The sequence below is a fragment of the Paenibacillus pedocola genome, from assembly GCF_031599675.1.
GTDB lineage: Bacteria > Bacillota > Bacilli > Paenibacillales > Paenibacillaceae > Paenibacillus_AQ > Paenibacillus_AQ pedocola.
Window position 1 is genome coordinate 6,246,069 of the sequence record NZ_CP134223.1, and the last position, 25,293, is coordinate 6,271,361.

The following is a 25,293-nucleotide window of genomic DNA, read 5'->3' on the forward strand; positions in this document are numbered from 1 at the left end:
ATTAGAACTACCGGCCTGGAGTGTCATTACCATAAAAGCATCTGCCATTTCATTTGCTAAAGCGCCAAGGAGGATTATATGCAAAAATCTCAGCTTAAAATTTACCTTTTTGCTTTTACTATTATTGTGTTTTCTGGATGTACAAATTCTACTCCGGCTTCCACGAAGGAATCGAATTCGCCCGTAGTTACCAGCAAAGCTTCCCCTACCGTTTCAATAGCCCCAACATCATTAAAAAGTTCCCCAGACGCAACCCCAGTGACAACTTCACCAGATCAAACTCAAGTTGATTCGTCTGCTGCTTATTTGACTTATACAAATAAAAATTTAGGATTTTCTTTAGAATTACCATCGAGTTGGGAAAATAAATATTCTATTGAAGAAATAGATAATTATGTAGCGTTCTTGCATACAGATTCTAATTTGAAAACTAGAGCACAAGGGGAATTATTTGTGATCATTCGTTATCCTGGTAACATGACAAATGAGCAAGTGCTTCTGGGGGGTGGTGGCATGAGAAGTCTTGTATTCACTACAGATAAATATTCTTATGTTTTAGCCACTCCAACAGGCGTTGAATATTCAGATGAAACAGAAGATGATTATCTTAAAATGTCTGCGGATATTCCCTGGATTTTGAAAACCGTAAAAAATATTGATGATTCGGAATGCACAATAATGAATCCATAATAAGGAGGCCTTTCTGATGAGAATGGTATCAGGAGTTATTATAATTGCCATGGCTATATCCTTACTTATTGGATGCGGGAATAAATCAGATGACAAGCCCAAAAGCGAAAATGCTACACAAAGCGAACAGAGTGTTGAACCGGGCAGTACCCCTGAAAGTAGTGTGAATGTGACACCGGCAGATGACAGTTATACGAATGAAAATTATGAGTTGTCACGTTATTATGTTCCAGAGCAGGGGAAGACAGAAGAGATAAACCAAAGAGAGGTTGTTTGGAAAGGGGCCGATGTCACTCTTATTGCGACAAAAACTTCAGATTCAATTACATCACTACAAGTAAAAAACGCTGGCAATTCATATGATGTAAACATTCCGGAATATGTACTGCATAATATTAGCAATGTCGTTTCTGTAGCTTTATCTGCAAATCATAAATATTTAGCCATTAATGTATTAGCAACTAATATAGGGCACCAGTTAGTGGTACTCGATCTAACCAACGGACAATCCAGTTATATGAACAATAACATTGATAAAGGGGAAAATTATGAATCGATTTATACTTTTAATTGGTCTCCCAAAGACAATAAACTCGCACTTTCATACGGTTATTTAGGTTCATCCTCTTTAGCTGTTTACGATTTTGACAACAAAAAGCTGATTAAATTACCCCAGAAAGAACATTATATCGAAACCCCCTTCATTTTATGGGATAAGGACAATGATGGGATAGACTTTATTAGTGAGTATCCATCAGATCAATATAGGTTATATCGTTACACAATAGGAGCAAATCAGGTTAAGGCTATAACAAACATAACAAAAAGTGAATTATCAAAATATGATGGCTTAATTCCCACCCGTTTCTAAAAACTAAGGAAGGCTTAATTAAGGCTACGCAGAGCAAGGCAAGGATTCGGGGATTTTTCATGAGGGAGATTCGTTTAACTGGAATGCCTATGTCCTGCATAAGGTCAAAAATATAGGCGACGAGCCGGCCAGCGTGCTCATCGCCATATATACGGATACAGACAGTAATTTCATGGATATCTAACAGCTTACACATCGTACTCCAGCTGTTTTTTAGCCTGCACAATGAAATCCAGCGGATTCTCGATTGTCTCGGCCTCATACTGCACAGCTCCGATCTTAAGCCCCAGGTTCACCTTGTATTTGCCGGAAAATTCATTCTCATTCAATTCCTGAAGCTTGAATTTAATACGTTCAATCACGATTTTGGCTCCATCACGGTCGGTAAAGAGCAGCAGCCCCCAGGTAGCCTCTTCCTTATCCAGCAAGTATAGCGCATCATTGGTGCGGATGCTGGACTGGCTGAGCTGGGAGACGTCATAGATCGCCTCCGACAGCTGATCCTCTGGAATCAGCCGGCGGATTTCGCTCCAATACTTCACCTTGACGACAAGCAGCGTGAGCGGAATCCCGTAGCGGCTGGAAATCCCCGTAAACAGGCTGGCATCCTTCTGAAAAGCAATGCTGTTCCGCAGGTCGGTGTTCTCATCAACGGTAGCGAGATTGGCCGTCGTCTTCTTCAGCCGTTCATTCTCGGCCTCCAGCTCCCTGGAGCTGGAGGTGAAGATCCACAGCACCACCGTAATCAGCGGAACCATGATCAGCCAGAAATACGTGCTGATCCCGATCGTCTCTCCCCGCGACACGGTCTGGTACACGATGAAGAAGCCATAACCGAAGATAAAGGCGAGATTCAGCGCCAGGCCGGCAGTCACCGTGGTGAAATAGGTTACGAGCGCCAGAATAAACGCGATATTCAGAATGATAATATTCTGGATATAGTCATTGCCCGAGCCGGCGATAAACACAATACAGATGAACACCAGCACAAGAAAGCCAAGGAACCCCAGATCGGAGACCAGACTGCTGCGGTTACGTCTCATGTCTATCACCACGTTTCTTCATATGTTTGCGGAGCAGCAGAAGCAGCGCTACAATAACCAGGGCAACCACAAGCACCACGGCAATGACGAAACCAAGCACATCACTGCGTTCCACGATTTGCGATATTGCAGAGTCAGGCTCTGCCCCCGTAACCGTCTTGAACCGGTACGCGCTGACGTTTCCGTCCTTGTCCGCCACCACACCGTCACCATAGACCTTCCACTTGTCCTTTTCGCTGGCGATCAGTTTGGAAGCCAGGTAATAATCCCCCGAGTTCACCGCTGTGACCGCCATAAGCCCGCGGCCGCTTTCGTAGGGGGAATCCACCAGCTGCAAAGTTCCAATCTCTGCACCGTACTGCTCTTCAATACTCATTTTCTCATTGGAAACCAGCGTTGCTCCATCCTTGCTGTACCTGAAATACAGCTTGTCGTTGTTGTCCCGGATGACCTTGTTGTTCTTATAGGAGCCGATGGCCAGAATATTGTTGTTCTTCAGATTGTCCGCACTGACCTCATCCGTGTAATAATGAATATCTCCGGTATTCCCGCTCGTATATTGCCCCAGCAGATTAAAGACATTCGCCAGGCTCTGATAAGTATAGTCATCCATCTCCTGCGGCAGAACTACGGCTATATGGTTATAAATTCCGTCACGCAGGAACGGGTACGGGTAATTGTTAAACAGCAGATCCGTACGGTCCTTAGTATTCAGATGCAGCAGCGATTCCTTGCCGATATACGCCCAGGGCATCTGCTCTGTATTCGGCGTGCAGACTGCGCTCTGCATTTCCAGATCAAAGGCTACCTTCACCGAGAAGTTCCCCGAAATCCCCAGGTTCTGCGGCACCGTCAAGGTCAGCGTGTCGCCATTCGCCAGCTCCTTCGTCAGCTTCTTGCTGCCGATCGGCGTATCATTGATGCTTACCGTAACAAGTGAGCGGGCAAAATCCAGATTCTCCGCATAGCGGAAATCGAGACTGATTTTCCCGGAATCGGCAATCGAACGGTTGGACGGCAAAGAGACAAAATACGTCTGCTCCCGGTGGTTCGGCCCGGATAACTTATCTCCGGTCTCCGTGAGCGTCACATCCGAACTGATGACATAGGCCGGTTCGTTCACCTCTGTGGCATCATCAATCACCTTCAAATCACTATTCATCTGACTCATCAGTCCGGTGCTTGCAGCCATTCTCCCAGCCTTGATGAGCAGACTCTCGTCCTTCGAGGTTACTACCAGCGTAGGCCGGGTATCCTTGTTCACCAGCTGGATCAGCGCATGTGTCGCCAGATCCTCCGTCCCGCTGAGCAGCTGCTTCAGTTCACCCGGTACATGGTCGTACATGGCGACCAGCACCACCGCATTCTTGTCTTTCACGGAATCCTCCCGGTAAGGCAGCATTCCGATCGTCTGATCCGTCAGGGCATTCCCTTTGGCGAATCCCGACAGGGCATAGGTGGCTGATTCCAGCTCAGCACTGCTCGCATTCTCCGGCACCGTCATCAGACTCTTATTGCTCTTTACGGTATCTATTCCGGAGAACCGTTCGCTGAAATCACGGATGCCCCGGTCAGTGCTTTGGAAGTATAGGTCACAGCAATGCCCGAAGTATTGAAAAAGTGCAGCCAGTTATCGGGCGAGTTGTCCACATAACACACCTGATTATCGTCCCCGGCCGTCTTGAGATCACCCTGCAGGGTGAGCGTGTTGCTGTCTTTTTTCAGAAAACCCTTAGGCGCAGGAATGCTCAACATCTGCTCCCCGTTTTTGTCCAGAGTAGGACGGAACGAGTAGAAGGGAATGCCGTTCAGCGACAGGGTTACACTTGACTGCTGGTCCTTCGTAATCTGCGAAATTTGGAAGTGCAGATTGATCTTCACAGTATCTACATTCCAGTAATTCATCACCGTAAAATACTGCTGCTGCGCCTCTCCGCCCGAGAGCGAAGTATCGCCGCCTGTAAAGGAGGTCTCATACGTCAGTTTGTCAGCTCCGGGAAGTGCAGGGGCGGCAGAGGCTGCCGGAAGCTGAATCAGGACAAGGGAGAGGCAGAGCGCCCATATCATCAACTGTTTTTTTATCATCTTCTGTATCTCCTGTATGTCTTATTTCTCTTCCTCCGGCCTTTAATAGCGCTCGGTTTTATACCATTTTGCTTCCCGTTTGAAAATGACATCCTTGAGATAGTGATACATTCCATAGGCGGCGACAACCATCCACAGCTGGCAGTACGAGACATACATAAGCAGAATAATCCAAAAGTTCGATAGGCTCATCTCGCCCTTCTCTGTGGTAAGCGTGACGAAGATTCCCACCACGAACAGCACAATGGCCAGCAGCCATAGAAAACTGCTTAGTCCGGCAATCGTCGTATGAACATACCCCATCGCATGCAGCACAAGCAGCAGGTCGGAGGTGATCAGCGAGATCAGCAGCAGGAAGTAGATCGACACATAATAAAGAATATCAAACCGGATTTTGGACGCCGTCCGGTCGAACAGCAGCGGCAGGTTTTTTACAATGACATAGACATTCCCCTTCGCCCAGCGGGTCCGCTGCTTGAACCAGACCTTCACGGTCTGCGGCTCCTGCTCCCAGGTGACCGACTTCGGCTGGAACTTGATCCGGTAGCCCATCATATAGATCCGGAAGCTGATTTCGGTATCCTCGGCAATCGCTTTGACGTCCCAGCCGCCGATGGCTTCGACAATCGACCTGCGCATAATAAAGTTCGTGCCGGGAATCGTACACAGCTTGAACAGCTTCCACCGCCCCGCCTGCGCCATCCATTGAAACGAGAGTGTCTCTATATTAATAAACCGTGTGAGCAGACTGGCATCACGATTGCGGGTTCTGAACTTGCCGATAACGGCGCCGAGGCTTGAATCTGACACAATCTCAGCAACCAGATATTTCAGTGCCGTCCGCTCCGGCGTATTATCGGCATCATAAATTGCAATCAGCTCGCCTCTGCTGCGGGCAAATCCGATGTTGAGCGCATTAGACTTTCCTTTGCCGCCAGTGACAGAATCGGTGTTGATGACCAGCAGATTGCGCTGCGGATTCCGCTCCTGTATATTTCCCAGCAGCTGGGCACTGTTATCCGAAGAGTTATCATTAATGACGATGATCTCATAACGGTCATGCGGGTAATCAAGCGCCAGCAGGGATTCTACGGTTTTGCTGATGACCACACCCTCATTGTGCGCGGGAACCATGATGGTCACGAACGGATACTCGCCCTTAATCTCAGGGACACCCTCACTCTCCGTCTGAATGTAATACAAATATCCGGCTATAATCAGGGCCACATTCACCAGCAGCAGCGACCAGATACAGATCACCGCAATCACCATCAGCACGTCTGAGATCGTCATGTTGTTCTCCTAACGTTAAAAATTGTTCATTTCAGATATTTCTTCCGGTACAGCCTGTAGCCGACCGTGAGCAGTCCCCCGAAGAGCAGAAGAGCGACGGTAATCACTACGATGAAAAATTTGCTTTGTACACTGAACAATGTCTTGAAGCTTTTGAACTGCTCTTCTTTGTATTGATAATCACTGCTTACAATTTCCGGGACATAGTCAATATTGATCGTACTGCCGTTCACTATAACAACGCCGTCCGCGGAGCTTACAGTGTTCGTATCCGTAGCTACCGTATGGTCAGCCTGCTTATAATCGGCAAAGGTAATCCATAAGTCGTCCACAGTCTGCAGCAGCAACGCAAGTCCGGCCTCATCCTCCGGAAGATTCACTGTAACAGCGGCATCCATCGGCAGCTGCGGCATGGCCTTCCCCTCATGCTTCAGGCTCTGCAGGAACTCCGGCGTTATGCTGTACAGCGAGGAGGCAAAGCTTGCGGAGACGTTGGTCTCTTCCATATGGATCACGTTCTCGTCCGGAAACAGCACCACGGAGTCAAAAAAAACCATGCCTGCTGCAGCATATTCCTTGTCGTAGGTCCAGAAGGCTTCCGCACCCATGCCGAGCGGCGCTACGCCGTTCCCGGCCAGCAGATTAATGAACCCGCTCATCTTGCCGCCGAGCGTATGATCACTGCTGTTAATGGAGGGCATCAGGGTCGGAGCATTCACCAGAATGCTTCCGTTCTTCGCCTGAACCACCTTGAGCGCCTTCAAGTACCGCTGCATGGCCGGAAAATCCGTGTTGCTGAATACCGGACGCACACTGGCGGTGAACGGGATGCCCGCCTCATACAGCCGGCCGGCCAGTTCTTCCAGCAGCGCCAGATCTGAGAACGGATAAATCTCCTTAATCACGAGATAAGGTCCGGCTGCGGGAGCAGCCTCCAGCCAATCCTTCAGCACAGCAGCTGCTGCTAGCACACTAGCATTGCCTTTCTCCAGGTAGGGGATATATGTGAAGTTCCCGGAACTAACAGCATACGGCACCTTGCGGCCGCTGTTCTTCAAGAACAGGCTGCCGTATTCCCGCTCTGCCTTACTGGAAGTAATATAAGGCACCTGCAGCAGCTTAAGATCCTCAGAGCGGAACGCCCCTGCCGTAAGCGTTGCGCTCTCCTCCTCCGCCAGTCCGGTGGACAGCTGCAAGGCCTGCTCCAGCCTGACCGGAGGTTGATAGCCAATATGCAAATATTGTCCGTTATACCGGTCTAAGTCTTCTATATACGGCTTATTCTGAGACAGCTTCAGATCAGACGCATTGATGACGGTTATGACGTTTGGGAACGCCGTCATCATCCCCTGCTCATAGCGGTCCAGCGCGGCCACTGTGACCTGCAGATGATACGCGGCCAGCTGGCGCTGCACTTCCCGCACATTGCCTTCCCGCGGGGTTCCCGCTGCCAGGCTGTCATACAGCAGCAGAACCTTGGGCTGCTGCATGGCGGACTGCGCTTCGGCGGCAGCGTGAGCCGGGACAGCCGGCTGGACTAATGCAGCTATAATCAGCAGCAGCGCCACCAGCAGCGTGAGCCCGGCATCCTTATGCCGGCTCATACGCTGACGCCCTCCTGCACATTCGGCATTTTGCCGGCTCTGTCCGCTGCCGGTTCGCGGCTGCTTGAGACTCTGCGCCCGATCACACCGGATACAGCCAGAAGCGAGACCAGATCAAACGCCAGGGTGAACAAAAATTCATGCTTCGAAATGTCCGCATCCCCCGCTCCGATGATGGAAACCAGAATCCCGGACAAACCTATCGCCATGCTGGCCACAATCAGCATCATCCGCTGCAAGCCCCTGAGATCCCGTGCCTTCAACGCTTTTACAAAAGAAGGCATATACAAACCGATGACCAGCACCATCCAGAGCAGGATGAACCCGAAGGTTTTGGGGGCCAGAATCCCCTTCAACAGACTATAGAGTGTAAAAAAGTGGCTCTGGGCCCGAAATTCCTTACCCGCCGCTTCCTCATAATTGCCCATGGCCGCCGGCTTAATCGAAAAGGCGCTCTGGGCAGCCACATTGAGCATTGAGCTGAGCTGGTCGGGATTCTTGACATAATATTTCAGGATGGAGACAAAACCGTATTTGCTGTAGAAGTCCTTCTCCAGAAGCGGCGAATTCACATCGACCGTCCCGTATTGCTCATAGTAAATATTGCTTTTTAGAATCGCATACTGCCTATTGATCCCGAAGGATTCCAGCGAAGTCTCCGGATTGGCCGAATCCTGCAGTACGCCGCGGGTCATCGCATGATACTGGTTGATGTTTACGAATTCCTTGGAGATGTTGAGATAAGTACCAATCCCGGCTGCCAGCAGCAGAATCAGCGAGACCACCGTAAGGCTGCGGAAAATCCGGTCTCTTCTTACCCACAAAAGCGAGAACCCCAGCACCGATAAAATAATGCCTACAGGAGCATTCTGTTGTTTGGAGGTCGTCAGAATCAGCCCGCTGATTACAAACAGTACCAGCAAAAAATAATCATTGTACCGTTTGCGGTATAACAGCAGCCATGCGGCAAAGATAAACAGCATCATGATCAGTACAAGGCTCTCACTGTAAAAAGAATTGAAATAAGCGGTGTATCCCGTATCGCCAAAAATGAAAACCGCCAGCACCGCCACGATCATCCCCTGCTTCCGGGTCATCCGGCACGTGATCGCTTCCACCAGCAAATAAATAGCGGCTACATAAAGAATCGTATAGAATGCCGCCTGGAACCGGATATCGAACACCGTGCTGCTGAACAGCAGTTTATTCAGGGCTATAGCCAGCTTGATGAACAGAGACTGGGAAGAATCAAGGGTCGCCCCATTCTCGTTATAGTATTGATAGATTCCAAAATGCTTCACGAAATAGCCAAAATACTGGCTGTCATAATCCGGCTGGCTGAAATAGAGTCCGTTGCTGTAAATATTGCGGAAAAAATCGCCGTTATCAGCCATCCCGATATAAGGAGCCGTAAACAGGGCGGCCACCGTAATCAGCAGTACTCCGAAGGCTGCTATAAAGGCTGGGGATGCACGGAAGCCGGCAAGCATGACGCCCTGCCGCAGGGTTGTTTTCACAGTGTTGTAGAGCATGCGGATTCACCTTCGTTATTGTTCGTTTTTGGGCTGATAGGAATAGGCTAATAAAGCCATCAGATTGTCAAAAGAGTACGCCTGTCCAGTATTCGGATCACCAAACCCGCCGTACAGCGGGCTTGCAGGATCTGTAATTCTGAACTCATTCATCCGCTCGATACCTGCTTCATAGAGGGCATCATCACCGGCCTCCGCACCAATCATCGCTGCTAACGCATAGATTGCCGTGGAGCGTATATCATTCGCCGGTTTTCCTTCACGGGTATATTGTCCGTACAGCGTACCTGCCTCGACCTGCTGCTTGATGAAGCGGATGCTCTCCGGACGCTGGCGGCCCACCTCTGCCAAATTCAGAATGCTCAGCAGCGATTCCACTGTATTGATATGTTCTGATCCGTACGCTCCGGACTTATAATCAAATCTCGTTTCATAGAAAGGAAATGAGTCTGACAGATAGCCTTGCTCAAGAATTCTGCTCATATTATCCAACAAAATATCTAAAGATTCGCTATCAATCGACAATTTTCGCAACACACTCAGATTAATATAACATAAAGTAATAAACCCGTTATTTTGTTGGTATAAATTGTCATATAGGTCATACATGTTTCCGTCTTTAACATTACTAGAATAGAATCTCCTGGAATATTGCTCAGCTTCCTCTGTATACTGCTGATTCCCGAAAACCTCTCCCGCAGCAAATAAAGCACCGATCATTCGCAGGTCGTCCACCGCCGCATTAACCGCGTACTGCTTCTGCTGCTTCGGGCTGTACCGGTAGCTGAATCCGCCTTCCATGCCGAAGGTCTGTTTGCCGAGCGCCCATTGCCGGGCAAAAAGCTGTGCATCACCGTTCCGGACAGCACTTAACATCATCAGGGAAGCCGATTCGCTTAATACCTCATGACCGGTGGCGGCTTCTGCCGACTGATCCGTATCCAGTAAATTGGTATACACCCCAAAGGGGCCGGTAAGTTTCGTATTTATGAAAGTATATAGTTCCTGCTTTTCTTTTACATGCTCTTCTGACGGCTGTCCCGGTCCGGCTGATGAGCTGGGCGAGACTACTGCACTTGCTGAAGGTACCGGCTGCGCCCCATTACTGCAGGCGGCCAAGAAGGCAAGAGACATCAGACAAGCAAGAACTGTGCTGCGTCCTCTACCCAAACCATCACTCCTCTATGAAAGGCGTTTTTTGTCGATAATTATATTACGGTAATATTAGTCACAAAGTTGACTGTTTTACCAATTATTTTGTGTCAAAATAACAAAATGATTCGTTTTTACTACTATTTTCTGTAAAAAAACGGACTTATAACACAAAAAGAGCTGCCTTCAGGTCGAAAACAACCCTGGGCAGCTCTATTGGTATGAAGAATAAATTAGATCATTCCGTTCCTATCCTTTGATTCTACGGTAAGTTTCTTCATCGGTGACAATATATAATCGTGCATCGGCCGGGACCGGCTGGTCCAGCTTACGGTTAATCCCCATATCGCTATGGTCGGAAATTAGGGTAGCCCCCTGAAGGAGCAGATCCTGAAAGGCTTCCCCGTAGGTTCGCCAGGCTGGATTCCGCGGCACTTCATAGATGTCATCGCCATGCTGGCGGCTGAGCAGCTGGCTGATCACCTCAGAATTCCCTTCCTGCAGTGCCGACCTCACGGCCAGCCTGGATATGGCATCATGCGAAAGTACGAACTCATTCACATGAACATGCCGGAAATTCTTAATATTCTTCTCCTGCATAATCTCGACTGTAGTATGTACCTGCGGGGCGATCCGCTCAATACTGGAGACGATCAGCAGCGATTTGCCGTCAATCAGCGAGGTTTCGTCTATGCGGTTGTCGCCAAATACTATAGCCGCTCTCGCTTCCCCGATGCCGGCCTTCAGCAGAATATCGTCGCTCGAGGCATCGCCGCTGATGAAATGCACCTGCTCCATCTGCTCCAGCGGATGCTGGCCTGTCTCATCAATGATCACAATCCGGCACTTCGGGTCATAACATAGAATCTCATCCACGGCCGCCTGCGTTTTCCGGCTCCAATTAATCAGCAGCACATGATTTTTCCCGTGAAAGCTCAAGGTTCCAGCCCCTCTCCTCCTCTGTATCTCCCCCATGGCCTCAACCACTTTACCGATGACCAGGCTTAACAGACCGATGCCAAAAATGTATAGAAAAATAGTAAACAGCTTACCGGAAAACGTCTTGGCAAAAAAATCGCCATACCCGACGGTAGACATCGTTGTCATTACCCAGTAGAACGCGTTGAACCAGTTGTTAAAGGTACCAGGCTCCAGTGTGTAGGCAATGGTGGCGCTCAGAACAACAAAACAAAGAATCATAAGTGCAATGGTCTTCTTCTTAAGAGCCATCAGCTTTCCTGATATCCTGAGGAGAAAATGCATCCGCCCGCCCCTCTTCCCTGATTAATGTGGTGCCCCGCACAGATGACACCGTGCGGGGCAGCCCCAGAAGCTTAAATGATCAGACTGCTGACGGCAAAGGAGGTTCCGATGAAAACCAGACAAAGCATGGTGCCCACGGCTACATTTCCCTTTTGCAGCTGTTCGGATATTCTGAAGCCAGGGGTAAACAGCTCAAATATCCAGTACGCCGCGATCAGGCAGACATACCCTACAGCGAACCACAGCATCATGTGCCAGATCGACGTATTCGTATAGGCCGCTACCCCAAGGATAATCGCCGTAGCCAGGAATTTGCCGCCGAGCGCCAGAGCCACAGCGACATTGCCCTTCTTAATCTCATCCATATCCTTAAATGGAGTCATCAGGGTAAAGACGACCATGCCGAGCACTTGCAGCAGAATGATCGTTAAAACACTTACTACCAGATTAATAACTATCGTCAATTTGCCCACCCCCGAAATTTCGCATAAGCCGAATCATAATCGGCGAAATCATGCACTTCCTCCAGCACTACAGAGGCTTTTTTTGCTTTCTCCAGTGCCGTGTAGCGCTTATCGTCTATCGGCTGCTTGATCCGGTTGCCGGAGGGCAGCTCAAGCACGGCGAAGTTTCTCGTCTTCTCCTGGTACTTGGTCTTGTATACCCCGACAAGGTCAACATCGGTGGTAATTGATACCTTCAGATTCTTCAGATCTTCCGCTGCCGTCTCTTGCGTCCCGTACGATTTGATCGTAGTCCAGGCGGACAGGCGGACCTCATTCTTTTGATCGGCATCTGTAGTCAACTCGGCATCCATAAACTGCAGTGTCCAAATCTTGTCGCCTGTAGCATAATTGCCGTCATTGGGCAGAAGCTCATTATCAGGCAATACAGTCATGTCGCTGCCGATCAAATCGCCCACTGTACTCTCCACTACCCGGTAATCCCAGGGTACACGCGATACGCTGGCCGTTGTTTCTGCTGAAGTCCCGGTATGAAATACACTGTCTTCGTTGCTGGAGCATGCACTCAGCAGCACCGCAAGCAGCAGCATACCCAAAACTGCACTCAGCCGGATCCTCGCTTTTCCGTTGATCCGCTTCTCTCTCAGTTGGTTCCTATTCAAGCTCCCTCACTCCTAGCGCGATAAAATGACTGGCATTGCCTGTAATCGGCCCGCCTGCCCGCCCGAGCAGCCCGCAGGGCTTCCCGTTGATCACGAACATGCCGGTCAGCAGATGAAGCTCACCCTCCGCCGTTTGAATCCGGGCCAGTTGTGCCCGCTTCTGGTACACGGTCGGGAATAATACACTGCTGTCAAAGCCTTCCTCATCCTGAAGCTCAAGTTCCCCGGTGTCGCCATACAGACGTACTGAACCGCCTTCACGTCCGAACACCGATTTGGACACAAAGCTTCCGGAGAATACCGGCTTATTGTAGGTCGGCAGGATGTAGCTGGAAATGGCCCCGCGTTCTTCTTCGGTAAACAGCAGCCCCAGTTCATACATGCCCCATACCGCGGCAATCAGTCCCTTGGACTGCAGCAGAATGCTGTGCGGTCCGTTGAACAGCTGCAGGCGCCCGGTCTCTATGGCATAAGCAAGGGCATCTCCGCCTTCGTCAACCGCCATCCATTCCTTCGGATACAGGGCGAACATCCGCTCAATTCTCCGGTTCTCCCCGTCATACACCGTTCCGTTATCAATCCATAAATCCAGACAATCCACACATTTAATGTCCAGGCCGCTGTGGCGGACCAGCGCCTCAATCGTGCCGGAATCCTCCTGATGAGAGCCATAGGCCACACAAGCTGCCGTGTCCGGGCGTTCCTCACCCCAGGCTCCGGCCAGCTGCTCCTTCATCCCAGCATTCGGGCTGGATATTCCGGCCTGCCCGCAGATCCATGGTGTCGCGATGGAAGCTTCCACATAACCTGTGGGTGTATCCGCATTCAGCTCCAGCAGCTTAATACTGCCGTCATCCGCCACGGCAAAATCAAACCGGGCATAACGGCTGATCAGGCCCGGTTCCGGCAGCGGCATGTCATCCAGCATCTGCCACAGTACAGGAGGGATGCCGAGCAGATCATACAGATCATGCCTGCGGTGGACGTACCGTACCGCTTTATCGAGGATCATCCATAACTTCCCGGAAGCCTCCTCCAGCTCCCTGTAAAGCTCTCCCGGCATGACTGCAATAGCATCCAGCCAGTACTCTTCCTCCCCAAGATCAGCCCAGGTAAAGCCCAGCTCACGCAGCTGTTCTACCCGGGGCGCCCGTTCCAGCGCTGACTGATCCAGTAATTGAAAGACACTCTCTACCTTGGTCATCCGCCGAAACCGCTCTTGCTGGAGCCGGACCGGGATGACGAACCGGACTTGCTGGAGCTTGAACTCTTGGAAGAGCCCAGGCCACTTGATGTGCCTCCGACCCCGCCGGCCTTGGAAGAGCCTCTTCGGGTGATGGAACCTGTGGAAGAGGTGGATGTCCTCGGCTTAACCACTGACCCGGCGACCGGCTTATTCTGAAAGCTGCCGCTGTTGTAAGACGGTGGTCTATAGGTAGTCCGTGTACCGCCGTAATAGGTTGGCCGGTCATTGTACCAGCCTCTGGACGAATAGAAGGAACCGCTGTTGAACAGCATGTGGTAGAGCAGCAGATCGTCCCAGCCAAATCCGGAGCTGTAGCCGCCGTAGTTATTGATGACTGTCGTTCCGCCTGAGGTAACAACTCCCGTCCCCTCCTGCACCGTCTCTCCAGCGTTCTCTTCCGGATAAGGAATGTTCCAGTCTACATTTTTGTCAAAATAAGCTTTGACCTCTTCGGTCGACCAGGAGACCAGCTGCGGTTCTTCTCCGCTGCCGCTCCCGGTGGCATGAACGCCTCCCGGAATGAACATCGCATTGGCCAGCAGCGCAATGCCCAGCGAGGTGGACAATACACGCAGCGGTTTGCCTTCCGCATTAAACAATTTGGACCCGGCTGATTCTCTGTCCGGTCCCTTCGGTTTTTGCTCATCGTTCTCCAACCTTTTTGCCTCCTTTCCTGACACCTACATTTAGTCTTCGGTCCGCATCGGGACGAGCAGAAGCTCCAGCTTCCCCTGGTCCACATTCAGCCGCCCTTCAACCGCTTCAAACTCCCGGTTGCCGACCACAATGTAATTGACATGCTCCAGCGCGGTAATCATATTCATACTCCACGTGCGCTCCTCAATGACGCGAAGGTCGCCCTCCGGCATTTTTTCCAGCAGAATGACACCCATTCCATTATCCACTTTATTACACTTCCTTCCTGTTAACTATTACGCTTCTGATACGCAATTATCCTCTTTTCGTTTCATCCTGAACAGGAACAGAAGGAAGGGAAAGGGTACTAAAAGACCTTTTGCACCCAGTTATCCATAATGCTGCCGGGATGAATTCCCAGTTCGCTTTGCAACAGCGCTTTGTAGTTCTCGTAGTGGTTTCTGAATCCCAGAAAATCACCCATATCCGCATAACTGCGCAGTGCCAGCCTGCAAATATCCTCCGAATAGGGATCTACCTCCTGCAAGGCAGTCAGCCGTGTAAGTGCCTGCTGCGGACGCTGGGAGCCCAGTTCATACTCTGCCGAACGGAGTGCCATCTGGAGATACTTGGCCCGCAGCTCCTTGCGCTTCGTCTCGGCCCAGTCATAATGATGCTCGCCTAAATAATCCCCGCGGTATAAGGCCAGCACAGCCTCCCGGCGCTCCCATTCCTGTTCGTTCTCCACAGGGCCGCCCAGCCAGCCGCGTACGAATTGCTCCACATCCAGCGCCACATTCCCTAGAACCAGGCGGTAGCGTTCCTGCGAAAATTCCACAACCACGTCCATCCCCCAGGTCTTCAGGAGCTTGCGGATATGATACACCGTTGTATGCAGATTGGTAACCGCCTTCTCCGGCTGGAAATCCGGCCAGACGAGATCCACGATTATATCCTTCAGGATCCATTGCCCGTGGTAATGAAGCATTAACGCGAAAACCTCCTGCGCCTTGCTTGTTCTCCACTGTGTTTTCCGCCCCGGGTCTTTCTGGTCCATGAACTCAAGCCGTTTGAAGCAGCGGATATAGGGATTGTCTCCGGCTGCCGGGGATACGGAAGCTTCCTCTGCCGGTTCTTCACGGCCCACCAGCCGCTCCAGCGTTTTGTTCAGCCGCTGGGCAGTAACCGGCTTTAGCAGATAATCAACCGCATTCAGTTCAAACGCATCAATGGCATAATCAGTGTACGCCGTAATGTAGACAATCCGGATACTGCGGTCCACTCCCATAATATGCTCGGCTGCTTCCAGGCCATTCATCTCCGGCATTCCGATATCCAGGAAGACGATGTCGGCCTTCTCCTGCTGCAGATGCTGGAGCCCCATTTTTCCCGAAGTGTATTTGCCGGTAATTTGCAGCCGCCCGTCTCTGGCCAGCAGGCGTTCAAGGTGCTGCAGCGCAGGTTTTTCATCATCTATCAATATTGCCTTCATAGGCCGGGTTCACCTCTTATTTGTCATTCTAAAGCTGCGTCCGTTCGAGGAATAGCGAAGGAAATCCGGGTTCCCGTGCCGGGAACACTCTCAATCATTAGGCCGGTTCCATATATTTTGAGCAGCCGCCGCTGAATATTTCTCAGACCAATGCCGCCTCCGGTACGTTCTTCCGACAGCACCTCACCAATCCGCTCATGGGACATACCGATTCCGTCATCAGAGACAGCAATTACCAGCTGGCGCGGCAGAAGCCTGATGGTCAACGTGACCGTTCCTCCGGATTCCTTTTGCATCAGTCCATGGTTTACGGCATTTTCGACTATCGGCTGAATGCTGAGCGGCGGGATCAGCTCCCTGATTCCCTCGGGCACATCGATTTCAATGTTCAGCCGTTCGTCAAACCTTGCCTTCTCCAGAGCCAGATAAGAGCGCACCAGCTCCAGCTCCTTCCCGATCGGTACGGTTTGTCCGCGGTTCTGAAAGTCAAAGCTGCTGCGCAGATATTGGCTGAGATCCAGCAGCAGATCGGTTGCCTTCTCCGGATCATCCGGACAAACCGAGATAATAGCATTAAGCGCATTATATAGAAAATGGGGCTTGATCTGCGCCTGCAGAAAAGCGATTTCCGTCTCAACAGACATGCGGATTGACTTGCGCATATCAAGCAGGGTCTGCGCACGCGCCCTGAATTCCCTCAGCTCCACAGGCTGGCTCAAATAATCATTGGCACCTGCCTCAAAAACGGCCTGAATATCCTCCGGGCGGTTCCCGGTTGTCAGAACGAGTATCGGCAGCTCCGATAAGATGAACCGCTCACGAATGGCTTGGCATAAAACCAATCCAGGCATTCCCGGTATAGCCCAATCCATGACGACCAGGTCAAGTTCAGGCTGCTTCTGCATAATCATTAGCGCCTCAGGACCGCTGACAGCCGTAATCACCTGATGCTTCTCCAGCCGGAGCGCATTGGACAGCACCTGCAGATTAACAGGATCATTATCAACAACAAGGATTGTGCAGCATTCCCCTTCCCGGGTCCGCACCGGCGAATCTTCTTCCAGCTCCGCCATGGCCGCAGTTTCCCAAACTGTGACTTCCAATAGCTCCTGGCCCAGAAGTGCCGTCCGTTCTTTCAGCACCGGCAAGGTAAAGCGGAATACCGACCCTTGTCCCAGCGTAGAGTGTACCTCTATCTTTCCGCCGTTCAGCTCCACCAGCTTCTGGGTAATACTGAGGCCCAGGCTGTTTTCGCGGTACAGTTTCTGGGCTCCTGTGACTTGCGGGTCATAAGCATCAAAAAGCGTCCGTAAACGCTCTGGTGCAAGTCCCGCTCCGGTATCAGCCACTTGAACAGCCACATAATCTTCTTTAACCTCCGCCGACACGGTTATCACACCCGCTTGGGTATAATTTACGGCATTTTCCAATAAATTGAACAAAATCTGGGCCAACCGCTGCTCATCCGTTTCAATCAGCGGCAGCTCCTCCGGCAGATTCAATCTGAAACTCAGGCCGGGATTACCAGTTACATGACGGGTAACCTCCATAACAGAAGAAGCTACGCTACGGAGATCTACAGCCTGCCGCTGCAGAAACAGATCCCCATGGTTCAGCTTGGCGAAATCGGACATATCATTGATCAGGGCGGACAGTCGTTTACCGGTGGAGACAACCATCGACAGCTGTCCGTTCTGCTGAGCATTTAAAGGGCCTGCCGCCCCCTCCGCCAGCGTCTGCGCAATGTTCACAATCCCCTGCAAGGGGCTGCGCAATTCACGGGAGGTAGCGGCCATGAAGTCATCCTTCAGCCCGTCCAGCGTGATCAGTCTGCGGGAGAGCTGCTCCACTTCAAGGAAAGAAGCGGCATATTGGCGGGCCATCACAATGGCCTGGAAGAATCCGAACAGAATAATTTCATAGGACAGCACGTAATAATGAAAGGCCAGATTCCAGACGCTGGCCAGATAGTAAATGATGACTACACTCAGGCTTTCGATGCTGACCATCATCAGGAACATGTTCTTCGGATTTTGCCTGGTCCCGGTGACCATAGAGTAGAGCACAAAGCTTATAGCCACAACGCCCCAGGTCAACAGCATTCCTTCCAGATAGCTGAAATACTGCGCCGGAACGAACACTGCGATCAGCAGAAGCACGGAAGTAATCGCTTTGGAGGCTTTCATAACCGCTTCGGGCATCGGATAGTTGATCGAGTTAGCTACGTATCTTAGCAGATAATAGTAGACAAGTGTGGAGGAGGCGAGCTGCAGCTTCAGCACAATTTCGTAGGGCAGACCGGGCATGACAGCTGAAATCAGCTTCTCCCCATGGGTCAGTATATACACAAGAGCCGCGAGGCTGAACAATCCCAGATACAGCGTAATTCCCCGGCTCGCCCTTATCCTGGAGAACATCAGCAGAAACAAGGCAAGCGTGAAAAATCCGAACAGCGTTGCCCCGTCCACAAACAGGGCAAATTCCCGGTGCTTCAGAATAGCCGACTGCCCCCCGATGATGATCGGCTGTACAATACCGCCGGAGGAATAAATGTAATTTGACACTTGTACTATAATCTCCAGCTTATCGCCGTTCACTGCAGCGAATCCCATGTATGGAATATTGTTAGATTTGCCCCCGGATGGAGTGGCCGCGGGGAAACCGCTGCTCCCGATCTCCTGGCCGTTCATGAATATCCGGCTTGCAGACCGGATATTAAGCGTACGCAGGCCATATACGACTGCCTGTCCGCCGGAGACCTTCGCCTGCAGACGGTAGGTGGCAAAGCCTTTGGCCTGCGTTTTTCCCGTAGCCGATATGTAGGTATTCCATTTCTCCGGCACGTTGATCATCGTAGACACTGCCGGAGCCGCCCGGCCGGACTCCCGTGAATGAAAATCCTCCGGCGTCAGCAGCCTGTCACGGTAAAACTCCCATTCCCCGTTCAGCTTCACGACCCCGTCCTGCTGGAAATCCCAATTCCGCAAATCGATCATGCCTTGCCTGGAAACCGGCATATCCTGTTTCACCACAAGGTTCTGAAGGATGGAGAACAACGGCACTATGCATACCAGCAGCACGCTGCACAGTATGCTTAGCCAATATTTCTTCATATTCTCTGCCCCTTTCTGGCCGCGTGTGAAAATTATACATTGGAATACTTTCGTAAATAAAGAAAAAAACCGATTCCACTTATTTCGGAATCGGCAGTCAAACTTTTAATAGATTGAATTGGAAGATTTTTATTTCATCTCTTGGGCAGGCGCCGGAGAAGCAGCAGCAACGGTATGATCCTGGGTCTTGGATAAAAAGATGTTCAGAACAATCGCTGTCAGCGATCCCGAAACGATACCGTTTTGCAGCAGCATTCTGGCGAATTCCGGCAGCTGGTCAAACATGGAAGGCAGTACTGCGGAGCCTAAGCCAACGGCAATGCTGCAGGCGGCAATCAGCAGATTGCCGTCCTTGCGCAGATCCACCTCGGACAGAATAGACATCCCGGAAGCGGCGACAGACCCGAACATCACGATCATTGCGCCTCCCAGCACCGCATTCGGCACAACGGTTGTCAGCGCCGCCAGCTTAGGCAGCAGACCCAGCACAACCATAATTCCGCCTGCCGCGAAGATCACATTGCGTGTCTTAACACGGGTCAGGGACAACAGACCGACATTCTGGGAGAACGCCGTATACGGAAAAGCGTTGAACAGCCCGCCCAGCATAATCGCCAGCCCTTCAGAGCGCAGGCCGTTTACGATCTGCTTCTCCTCCACCTTCTGATCCGTAGCCTTGCCAACCGCGAAATACACACCTGTCGATTCGACCATTGAAACGATATTGACGATAATCATTGTGAAAATTGCCGTCACACTGAACTGCGGCCAGCCGAAATAGAAAGGCTGGGCGATACTGACGTAAGAGGCCGTACCAACGGCAGAGAAATCAACCAGACCGAAGAAGTAGCCAATTGCCGTACCGGCAGCGAGGCCTACCAGCACCGAAACAGAACGCAGGAAGCCTGTAGCCAGCCGGTTCACCACAAGGATAACCAGCAGCGTGATCAAGGCCAGCAGCAGATTGCGGGGCTGTCCAAAATCGGCGCTGCCCTGACCGCCAGCCACATTGTTCATCGCTACCGGAATAAGCGACAGTCCAATGATCGTCACCACAGATCCGGTGACTACCGTAGGGAAGAACTTCAGCAGCTTCCCGTAAACCGGGGCTGCCAGCACTACAAACAGGCCGGATATAATAATCGCACCATAAGCGGTTGCCAGGTTAGAGCCCGAGGCAATGGCAATGATCGGGCTGACCGCGGTAAATGTGCAGCCCAGCACGACCGGAAGGCCGCTGCCGAAGTGCTTGCTGCCGATTACCTGCAGCAAAGTGGCCAATCCGCAGGTGAATAAATCGGCGGCGATCAGATAAGCCATCTGCGCTGCGCTCAAATTCAGTGCGCCCCCTACAACCAGCGGTACAATGACCGCCCCCGCGTACATCGCCAGCACATGCTGCAATCCCAGAGCGAATACCTTTTGCTTACTTAACATCCTGCACTCTCCTTAATCTGCTCTTCATTAGCGATAAAATGAACTTCTCCCGGAGCCATGGAAGAGATGCGTGCCAGTGCATGCACCGGAATGCCTCTCTTCTCCAGCAGGCTCCGCCCTTCCTGAAAGCTCTTCTCAATCACACAGCCCACGCCCAGTAGCTGTGCCCCTGATTCCATAACGATATCAACCAGTCCGACCAACGCAGCCCCGGTAGCGAGGAAATCATCAACGATCAGCACTTTGTCCTCCGGCCCCAGATATTTCTGTGAAATGCTGATCAGGTAGTCTTCCTGACGGGTAAACGAATGAACCGGTGCCGAATAGACCCCTTCTGACAAGGTAACAGCCTTCTTTTTCTTGGCATAAATAAAGGGAACTCCCAGCGCAATTCCCGCTGCCATGGCGAACTGGATCCCGCTGGCCTCCACGGTTAAGATCTTTGTAACCGGCAGATGTCCAAAGACTGTCTTGAACTCCTGCCCGATTTGCAGGGCAAGCTCCGTATCCACTTGATGGTTCAGAAACGAGTCCACCTTCAGTACGGTCTCCGACAGGATCAGGCCTTCTTCTCTAATACGTTCCTCTAATACTCTCATAACAGCAGCTTCTCTCCTTCAAGGTTCTTCCCGCCCAATCCTTTAGCGAAACAAAAAAGGACAGATTCACTTGAGCGTTTCTCTCAAGTGAATCTGTCCTTCTGGGCTTTTGTCCCTAAGTGGTGTAACACATCGCAGTGTCCGCATCGCTCGGACCAGCCTTTCCTATACCTCCGCACGGCATAGAAAACGGAACCCTAGATGCGCTATTTCACTCATAGTCGGACAATTACGATGGTTATCCGGTAGAAACTTATGGGCCATATTCCCAAGATTATATGAGTTGTTATATGAATAATCCGATTAAAACCTTTGTATATCTTACACGCTCTGTACGCTCCTTACAAGCTTTAATTCGTGAAAAATTTCAGCATTTAATGACAATTTTTCATGAGATACATATATTTCTTTCAGAACCGGTAGTGGGACAATAATAAAACAGCAGAATATCGCAGTGAATGCCTGAAAATCATACTAATTTATGGTTAAACTGGCCTTTTGCCCTTGTTTGCCCTATCACCGCATCTCTATTAAAAGTATAATTAGTAAAACTAGCGACATAAAGGCGGAATAGCATGAAAATAAAACAACAGATTTGGTTCGCGGCACTCGCTTCTATACTGCTGATTGGCAGTATGATTACTATATCTATTATCTATCTGGAAGGAGTTCCGCTTTATCTGTCTTTAGGGGCGGGTACAGCAGGCATTCTGCTTAGCACTTTCTTCCTGGCTGGCATTCACCGGAGCTTAACCCGCGGTATCGGCAGCATCCTTACAATATCGCAGGATATTGCCCAAGGTACACTTGATTCCTCGGGAAAGGCTACTGCCGATAGTGATGAATTGGGACAGCTGGCACAGTCCTTTTATACCCTTGGAATGGATCTGCACCACAAGACGGAAGAAGAACGCAGCCTGCGGCTGAAGGCCGAAGAACAGGCCTGGATCAATACCGAGGTGTCGGAAATGGTCCTGATGCTTCAGGGCTCCGTGCATTTGCAGACGGCGGCGCGAATCTTCATCGGCCGTCTGGCGTCTGCTGTCGGCGGAAGCTACGGGGCGGTGTACTTGGTACAGCATAACCAGCTGCAATTCACGGCCGGCTATGCTTTTGATGAAGCCTCCGTGAACCGTGAACCGTTCAGGCTGGGCAGCGGACTGGTTGGTCAATGCGCAGTTGACGGGCAAATGATCGTGATGCACCATCTGCCGGAGAATTACGTCAGGGTTCACTCCGGACTGGGCGAAGCAGCTCCCTCCACACTGATTCTGCTGCCGGTGCTTTATGAGACCGAGGTAGTCGCCGTGGTTGAGCTGGCCCTGATGAAAGAACTGGCCGACAAGGAGCTGCAATTCATCGAGCGGACCGGCCAGAACATGGGGGTTCTGATCAACACACTGGCCGATGTTGCCCGTATTGAGGAACTGCTCAGTGAAACTCAACTGCAGAAGGATGAACTTGAGGCGCAGACCGAGGAGCTGCAGGCCCAGACCCAGGAGCTGGAGGCGCAGACAGAAGAACTACTGGCGCAAACGGAGGAGCTGCAAGCACAGACCGAGGAATTGGCTACCTCCAACAATAATCTGCAGCAGCAGATGGAGCTGACCGCACGGCAGAAAGAGGAGATCCAGGAGCAGGCCGACGAGCTATTGGCCCAGACGAATGAGCTCCAGGACCAAAAGGAAGAGCTGCTGGCGCAAACCGAGGAGCTGCAGGCACAGGCCGAAGAATTGGCTACCTCTAACAATAATCTGCTGCAGCAGATGGAGCTGACCGCACGGCAGAAAGAGGAGATCCAGGAGCAGGCCGACGAGCTATTGGCCCAGACGAATGAGCTCCAGGACCAAAAGGAAGAGCTGCTGGCGCAAACCGAGGAGCTGCAGGTACAGACCGAGGAGCTGCAAGCACAGGCCGAAGAATTGGCTACCTCCAACAATAATCTGCTGCAGCAGATGGAGCTGACCGAACAGCAGAAAGCCGAGATCAAAGCCCAGGCGGAAGAGATCTTCATGGCCGCACAATACAAGTCGGAGTTTCTTGCCAACGTCTCGCATGAACTGCGTACACCGCTGAACAGCCTGCTGATCCTGTCACAGATTCTGGCTGAGAACAAGGAAGGTAATCTCGGTGTAAAACAGCTTGAATACGTGCATACCATCTTCTCGGCCGGCAAGGATCTGCTTCAGCTGATCGATGAGATTCTCGATCTGGCGAAGCTCGAGGTCGGCAAAATGACGCCTGTGCTGGAGCCCGTTGCGCTGCATGATGTCAGCACTCATCTGTTCCGCCGGTTCGAGCAGCAGGCGAAGAAAAAGAATATCCGCTTTGACGTCCATTGTGACAGCAGACTGCCGGAGCATCTGATGACCGACGGCCACCGGCTCCAGCAGATCATTAACAATCTGCTGTCGAACGCCGTGAAGTTCACTCCCGAGCAGGGTTCTGTCTCACTATCCATCCGCCCAAGCAGTGATGAAGTGATCTTCTCGGTCAGCGACACCGGGATCGGCATTGCTCCGTCCAAGCTGGACAGCATCTTCGAAGCCTTCCAGCAGGCCGACGGCACAACCAGCCGCAAGTACGGCGGCACGGGCCTGGGCCTCACCATCTGCCGTGAGCTGGCCACCCTGCTCGGCGGAAGAATCGAGGTCGATTCCCTGGAAGGCAAGGGCAGCACCTTCTCGCTGACTATCCCCGCTGCGCTGCCTGATGAGGATACACTTGCCCAGGTAGCCGCCTCCTTCGCAGCTGCGGCCACTATGGAGATCATTGACCCGGAACCTGCGGTCAAGGAACAATCCGCATTCCGGGAGTCCTTCGTACCCGACATTTCGATTTCCAATCCGAAGCTGCTGCAGTTCGCTGAAATGGACGATGACCGGAATAATCTCCTTAGCAGTGACACTCTGCTTCTGATTATCGAAGAAGATGCCGAGTTCGCGGCGATTCTGCTGCAGCTGGCCCGCAGCAGAGGCTTCAAGGCGATTGTGGCCTTCCAGGGTGACCAGGGTCTCGCTTTGGCCCATGCCTACAAGCCGGATGCGATTCTGCTCGACCTGCACCTCCCCGTTCTTGACGGCTGGTCGATCATCAGCCGGCTAAAGAGCCGGCCGGAGCTGCGCCACATTCCGGTACACGTCATTTCAACCACCGAAGAGAACCAGCAGAGCCTGGCGATGGGCGCCCTCTCCTTCTGGAAGAAGCCGAGCGACCAGACCGAGCTGGAGGCTTCCTTCCTGCAGATTGAAACGTATATCCGGCGTCCGGTCAAAAGCCTGCTGATCGTAGAGGACAACCAGCTGCTGCGCAGCAGCCTTGTGGAGTTCATCGCTCATCCCGATGTGCGCATTGTCGCCGTCGGTACCGGGCGGGAAGCCATGGAGCAGCTGAGCAGTCACCATTTTGACTGCATGGTGCTGGATCTGGGCTTATCCGACATCAGCGGCTTTGATCTGCTCGAGCAGGTCAAAACCAACCGCAAGCTGCAAACCCTGCCGGTCATTATCTATACCGGAAAAGATCTCAGCAAGTCCGACGAGCAGCGGTTGAAGCATTATGCCGAGAGCATCGTGATCAAGAATGTGCGGTCGATGGAGCGGCTCTACGATGAAACCGCACTGTACCTGCACCGCAAGCATGCTGACCTGCCGCCGGACAAACAGCTGCTGATCGAGAAGCTGCATAATCCGGAGGCCGCCTTTGCCGGGAAAAGCATTCTGCTCGTAGATGATGATATGCGTAATATTTTTGCGTTGTCGAGTGTACTTGAAGGCTATAATATGGATATCAGCTTTGCCCAAAACGGCCGGGAAGCGCTGGAGCATCTGGAACAGCATCCGGAAACCCAGCTTGTATTCATGGATATTATGATGCCGGAAATGGACGGGTATGAGACGATGAAGCATATCCGATCCAGACCCGAGTATGACCAGATGGTAATTATAGCCCTGACCGCGCGTGCTTTGGAGGAGGACCGGATCAAATGCCTGCAGGCCGGTGCCTCCGACTACATCTCCAAGCCGATTAACACTACACAGCTGGTTACTGTGCTCAAGGTATGGTTAATTCAATAACTGCCGGAGCTCAGCAACGGACCTACAGAACATTT

The 25,293-nt window shown here is 51.5% G+C and carries 20 protein-coding genes and 1 riboswitch; of the genes, 3 read left to right on the forward strand and 17 right to left on the reverse strand.

The window, feature by feature from the left end; all coding sequences use genetic code 11:
• The first annotated feature begins 78 nt into the window (after positions 1–78).
• Positions 79–690, forward strand: coding sequence for a hypothetical protein (locus QU597_RS27705; RefSeq protein ID WP_310830687.1), 612 nt, complete (start codon positions 79–81; stop codon positions 688–690).
• A 16-nt stretch (positions 691–706) separates the two neighbouring features.
• On the forward strand, positions 707–1,561 hold the full coding sequence (locus QU597_RS27710; RefSeq protein WP_310830688.1) for a hypothetical protein: 855 nt from the start codon (positions 707–709) through the stop codon (positions 1,559–1,561).
• 188 nt (positions 1,562–1,749) lie between these two features.
• Here the strand turns inward: QU597_RS27710 and QU597_RS27715 are convergent, their stop codons facing one another.
• The 17 genes from QU597_RS27715 to QU597_RS27795 all read right to left on the reverse strand — a co-directional run bounded on the left by QU597_RS27715 (position 1,750) and on the right by QU597_RS27795 (position 21,182).
• Positions 1,750–2,604, reverse strand: coding sequence for a diguanylate cyclase domain-containing protein (locus QU597_RS27715; protein WP_310830689.1), 855 nt, complete (start codon positions 2,602–2,604; stop codon positions 1,750–1,752).
• Positions 2,594–4,102 carry a cellulose biosynthesis cyclic di-GMP-binding regulatory protein BcsB gene (locus tag QU597_RS27720; RefSeq protein ID WP_310830690.1) on the reverse strand — a complete coding sequence of 503 codons (1,509 nt, stop codon included), beginning with the start codon at positions 4,100–4,102 and terminating at the stop codon, positions 2,594–2,596. Before QU597_RS27720 ends, QU597_RS27715 begins: the two co-directional genes overlap by 11 nt.
• A 32-nt stretch (positions 4,103–4,134) precedes the next feature.
• The gene (locus tag QU597_RS27725; protein ID WP_310830691.1) at positions 4,135–4,689 is read right to left on the reverse strand and encodes a cellulose biosynthesis cyclic di-GMP-binding regulatory protein BcsB; all 555 of its coding nucleotides are present in this window, start codon (positions 4,687–4,689) and stop codon (positions 4,135–4,137) included.
• A 42-nt stretch (positions 4,690–4,731) separates the two neighbouring features.
• The gene (locus tag QU597_RS27730) at positions 4,732–5,982 is read right to left on the reverse strand and encodes a glycosyltransferase family 2 protein (protein ID WP_310830692.1); all 1,251 of its coding nucleotides are present in this window, start codon (positions 5,980–5,982) and stop codon (positions 4,732–4,734) included.
• A gap of 26 nt (positions 5,983–6,008) precedes the next feature.
• Complete coding sequence (locus QU597_RS27735) at positions 6,009–7,586, reverse strand: hypothetical protein (RefSeq protein WP_310830693.1); 1,578 nt, start codon at positions 7,584–7,586, stop codon at positions 6,009–6,011.
• Complete coding sequence (gene wsfD, locus QU597_RS27740) at positions 7,583–9,118, reverse strand: glycan biosynthesis hexose transferase WsfD (RefSeq protein ID WP_310830694.1); 1,536 nt, start codon at positions 9,116–9,118, stop codon at positions 7,583–7,585. The genes QU597_RS27735 and wsfD overlap by 4 nt, the downstream gene beginning before the upstream one ends.
• 15 nt (positions 9,119–9,133) lie before the next feature.
• Positions 9,134–10,288: a glycosyl hydrolase family 8 gene (locus tag QU597_RS27745; RefSeq protein WP_310830695.1), complete on the reverse strand. Its 1,155-nt coding sequence runs from the start codon at positions 10,286–10,288 to the stop codon at positions 9,134–9,136.
• Positions 10,289–10,519: 231 nt separating this feature from the next.
• Entirely contained in the window at positions 10,520–11,500 is a 981-nt protein-coding gene (locus QU597_RS27750; protein WP_310830696.1) for a potassium channel family protein, read from the reverse strand.
• A 104-nt stretch (positions 11,501–11,604) separates the two neighbouring features.
• Entirely contained in the window at positions 11,605–11,997 is a 393-nt protein-coding gene (locus tag QU597_RS27755; protein WP_206102451.1) for a DUF350 domain-containing protein, read from the reverse strand.
• Entirely contained in the window at positions 11,994–12,587 is a 594-nt protein-coding gene (locus QU597_RS27760; protein WP_310833429.1) for a signal peptide protein, read from the reverse strand. Before QU597_RS27760 ends, QU597_RS27755 begins: the two co-directional genes overlap by 4 nt.
• A 64-nt stretch (positions 12,588–12,651) precedes the next feature.
• Positions 12,652–13,863 (reverse strand): glutathionylspermidine synthase family protein, encoded by a 1,212-nt coding sequence (locus tag QU597_RS27765; protein ID WP_310830697.1) that lies wholly within the window; start codon positions 13,861–13,863, stop codon positions 12,652–12,654.
• Positions 13,860–14,561 (reverse strand): hypothetical protein, encoded by a 702-nt coding sequence (locus tag QU597_RS27770; RefSeq protein WP_370656223.1) that lies wholly within the window; start codon positions 14,559–14,561, stop codon positions 13,860–13,862. Before QU597_RS27770 ends, QU597_RS27765 begins: the two co-directional genes overlap by 4 nt.
• 30 nt (positions 14,562–14,591) lie before the next feature.
• Positions 14,592–14,798, reverse strand: coding sequence for a hypothetical protein (locus QU597_RS27775; RefSeq protein ID WP_370656288.1), 207 nt, complete (start codon positions 14,796–14,798; stop codon positions 14,592–14,594).
• A 110-nt stretch (positions 14,799–14,908) separates the two neighbouring features.
• Positions 14,909–16,033, reverse strand: a complete 1,125-nt coding sequence (locus tag QU597_RS27780; protein ID WP_310830699.1) for a response regulator — start codon at positions 16,031–16,033, stop codon at positions 14,909–14,911.
• 23 nt (positions 16,034–16,056) lie between these two features.
• Complete coding sequence (locus QU597_RS27785) at positions 16,057–19,146, reverse strand: ATP-binding protein (protein WP_310830700.1); 3,090 nt, start codon at positions 19,144–19,146, stop codon at positions 16,057–16,059.
• Between the two features lie 129 nt (positions 19,147–19,275).
• A complete protein-coding gene (locus tag QU597_RS27790) occupies positions 19,276–20,583 on the reverse strand; it encodes a nucleobase:cation symporter-2 family protein (RefSeq protein WP_310830701.1) in 1,308 nt (435 codons plus the stop codon).
• Positions 20,577–21,182 (reverse strand): xanthine phosphoribosyltransferase, encoded by a 606-nt coding sequence (locus tag QU597_RS27795; RefSeq protein ID WP_310830702.1) that lies wholly within the window; start codon positions 21,180–21,182, stop codon positions 20,577–20,579. The genes QU597_RS27790 and QU597_RS27795 overlap by 7 nt, the downstream gene beginning before the upstream one ends.
• Before the next feature lie 198 nt (positions 21,183–21,380).
• A riboswitch (purine riboswitch) is annotated at positions 21,381–21,484 on the reverse strand.
• A gap of 273 nt (positions 21,485–21,757) precedes the next feature.
• Between QU597_RS27795 and QU597_RS27800 the strand changes: the two genes are divergently transcribed.
• Positions 21,758–25,258 (forward strand): response regulator, encoded by a 3,501-nt coding sequence (locus tag QU597_RS27800; protein WP_310830703.1) that lies wholly within the window; start codon positions 21,758–21,760, stop codon positions 25,256–25,258.
• Positions 25,259–25,293 lie beyond the last annotated feature (35 nt).

Excerpts from the sequence above, each read along its gene's own strand:
- QU597_RS27780 (WP_310830699.1), bottom strand. The coding sequence starts at position 16,033 with ATGAAGGCAATATTGATAGATGATGAAAAACCTGCGCTGCAGCACCTT.
- QU597_RS27705 (WP_310830687.1), top strand. The coding sequence starts at position 79 with ATGCAAAAATCTCAGCTTAAAATTTACCTTTTTGCTTTTACTATTATT.
- QU597_RS27790 (WP_310830701.1), bottom strand. The coding sequence starts at position 20,583 with ATGTTAAGTAAGCAAAAGGTATTCGCTCTGGGATTGCAGCATGTGCTG.
- wsfD (WP_310830694.1), bottom strand. The coding sequence starts at position 9,118 with ATGCTCTACAACACTGTGAAAACAACCCTGCGGCAGGGCGTCATGCTT.
- QU597_RS27710 (WP_310830688.1), top strand. The coding sequence starts at position 707 with ATGAGAATGGTATCAGGAGTTATTATAATTGCCATGGCTATATCCTTA.
- QU597_RS27760 (WP_310833429.1), bottom strand. The coding sequence starts at position 12,587 with ATGCTGCTGCTTGCGGTGCTGCTGAGTGCATGCTCCAGCAACGAAGAC.
- QU597_RS27800 (WP_310830703.1), top strand. The coding sequence starts at position 21,758 with ATGAAAATAAAACAACAGATTTGGTTCGCGGCACTCGCTTCTATACTG.
- QU597_RS27715 (WP_310830689.1), bottom strand. The coding sequence starts at position 2,604 with ATGAGACGTAACCGCAGCAGTCTGGTCTCCGATCTGGGGTTCCTTGGC.
- QU597_RS27795 (WP_310830702.1), bottom strand. The coding sequence starts at position 21,182 with ATGAGAGTATTAGAGGAACGTATTAGAGAAGAAGGCCTGATCCTGTCG.
- QU597_RS27775 (WP_370656288.1), bottom strand. The coding sequence starts at position 14,798 with ATGGGTGTCATTCTGCTGGAAAAAATGCCGGAGGGCGACCTTCGCGTC.
- QU597_RS27765 (WP_310830697.1), bottom strand. The coding sequence starts at position 13,863 with ATGACCAAGGTAGAGAGTGTCTTTCAATTACTGGATCAGTCAGCGCTG.
- QU597_RS27730 (WP_310830692.1), bottom strand. The coding sequence starts at position 5,982 with ATGACGATCTCAGACGTGCTGATGGTGATTGCGGTGATCTGTATCTGG.
- QU597_RS27785 (WP_310830700.1), bottom strand. The coding sequence starts at position 19,146 with ATGAAGAAATATTGGCTAAGCATACTGTGCAGCGTGCTGCTGGTATGC.
- QU597_RS27725 (WP_310830691.1), bottom strand. The coding sequence starts at position 4,689 with ATGATAAAAAAACAGTTGATGATATGGGCGCTCTGCCTCTCCCTTGTC.
- QU597_RS27750 (WP_310830696.1), bottom strand. The coding sequence starts at position 11,500 with ATGGCTCTTAAGAAGAAGACCATTGCACTTATGATTCTTTGTTTTGTT.
- QU597_RS27735 (WP_310830693.1), bottom strand. The coding sequence starts at position 7,586 with ATGAGCCGGCATAAGGATGCCGGGCTCACGCTGCTGGTGGCGCTGCTG.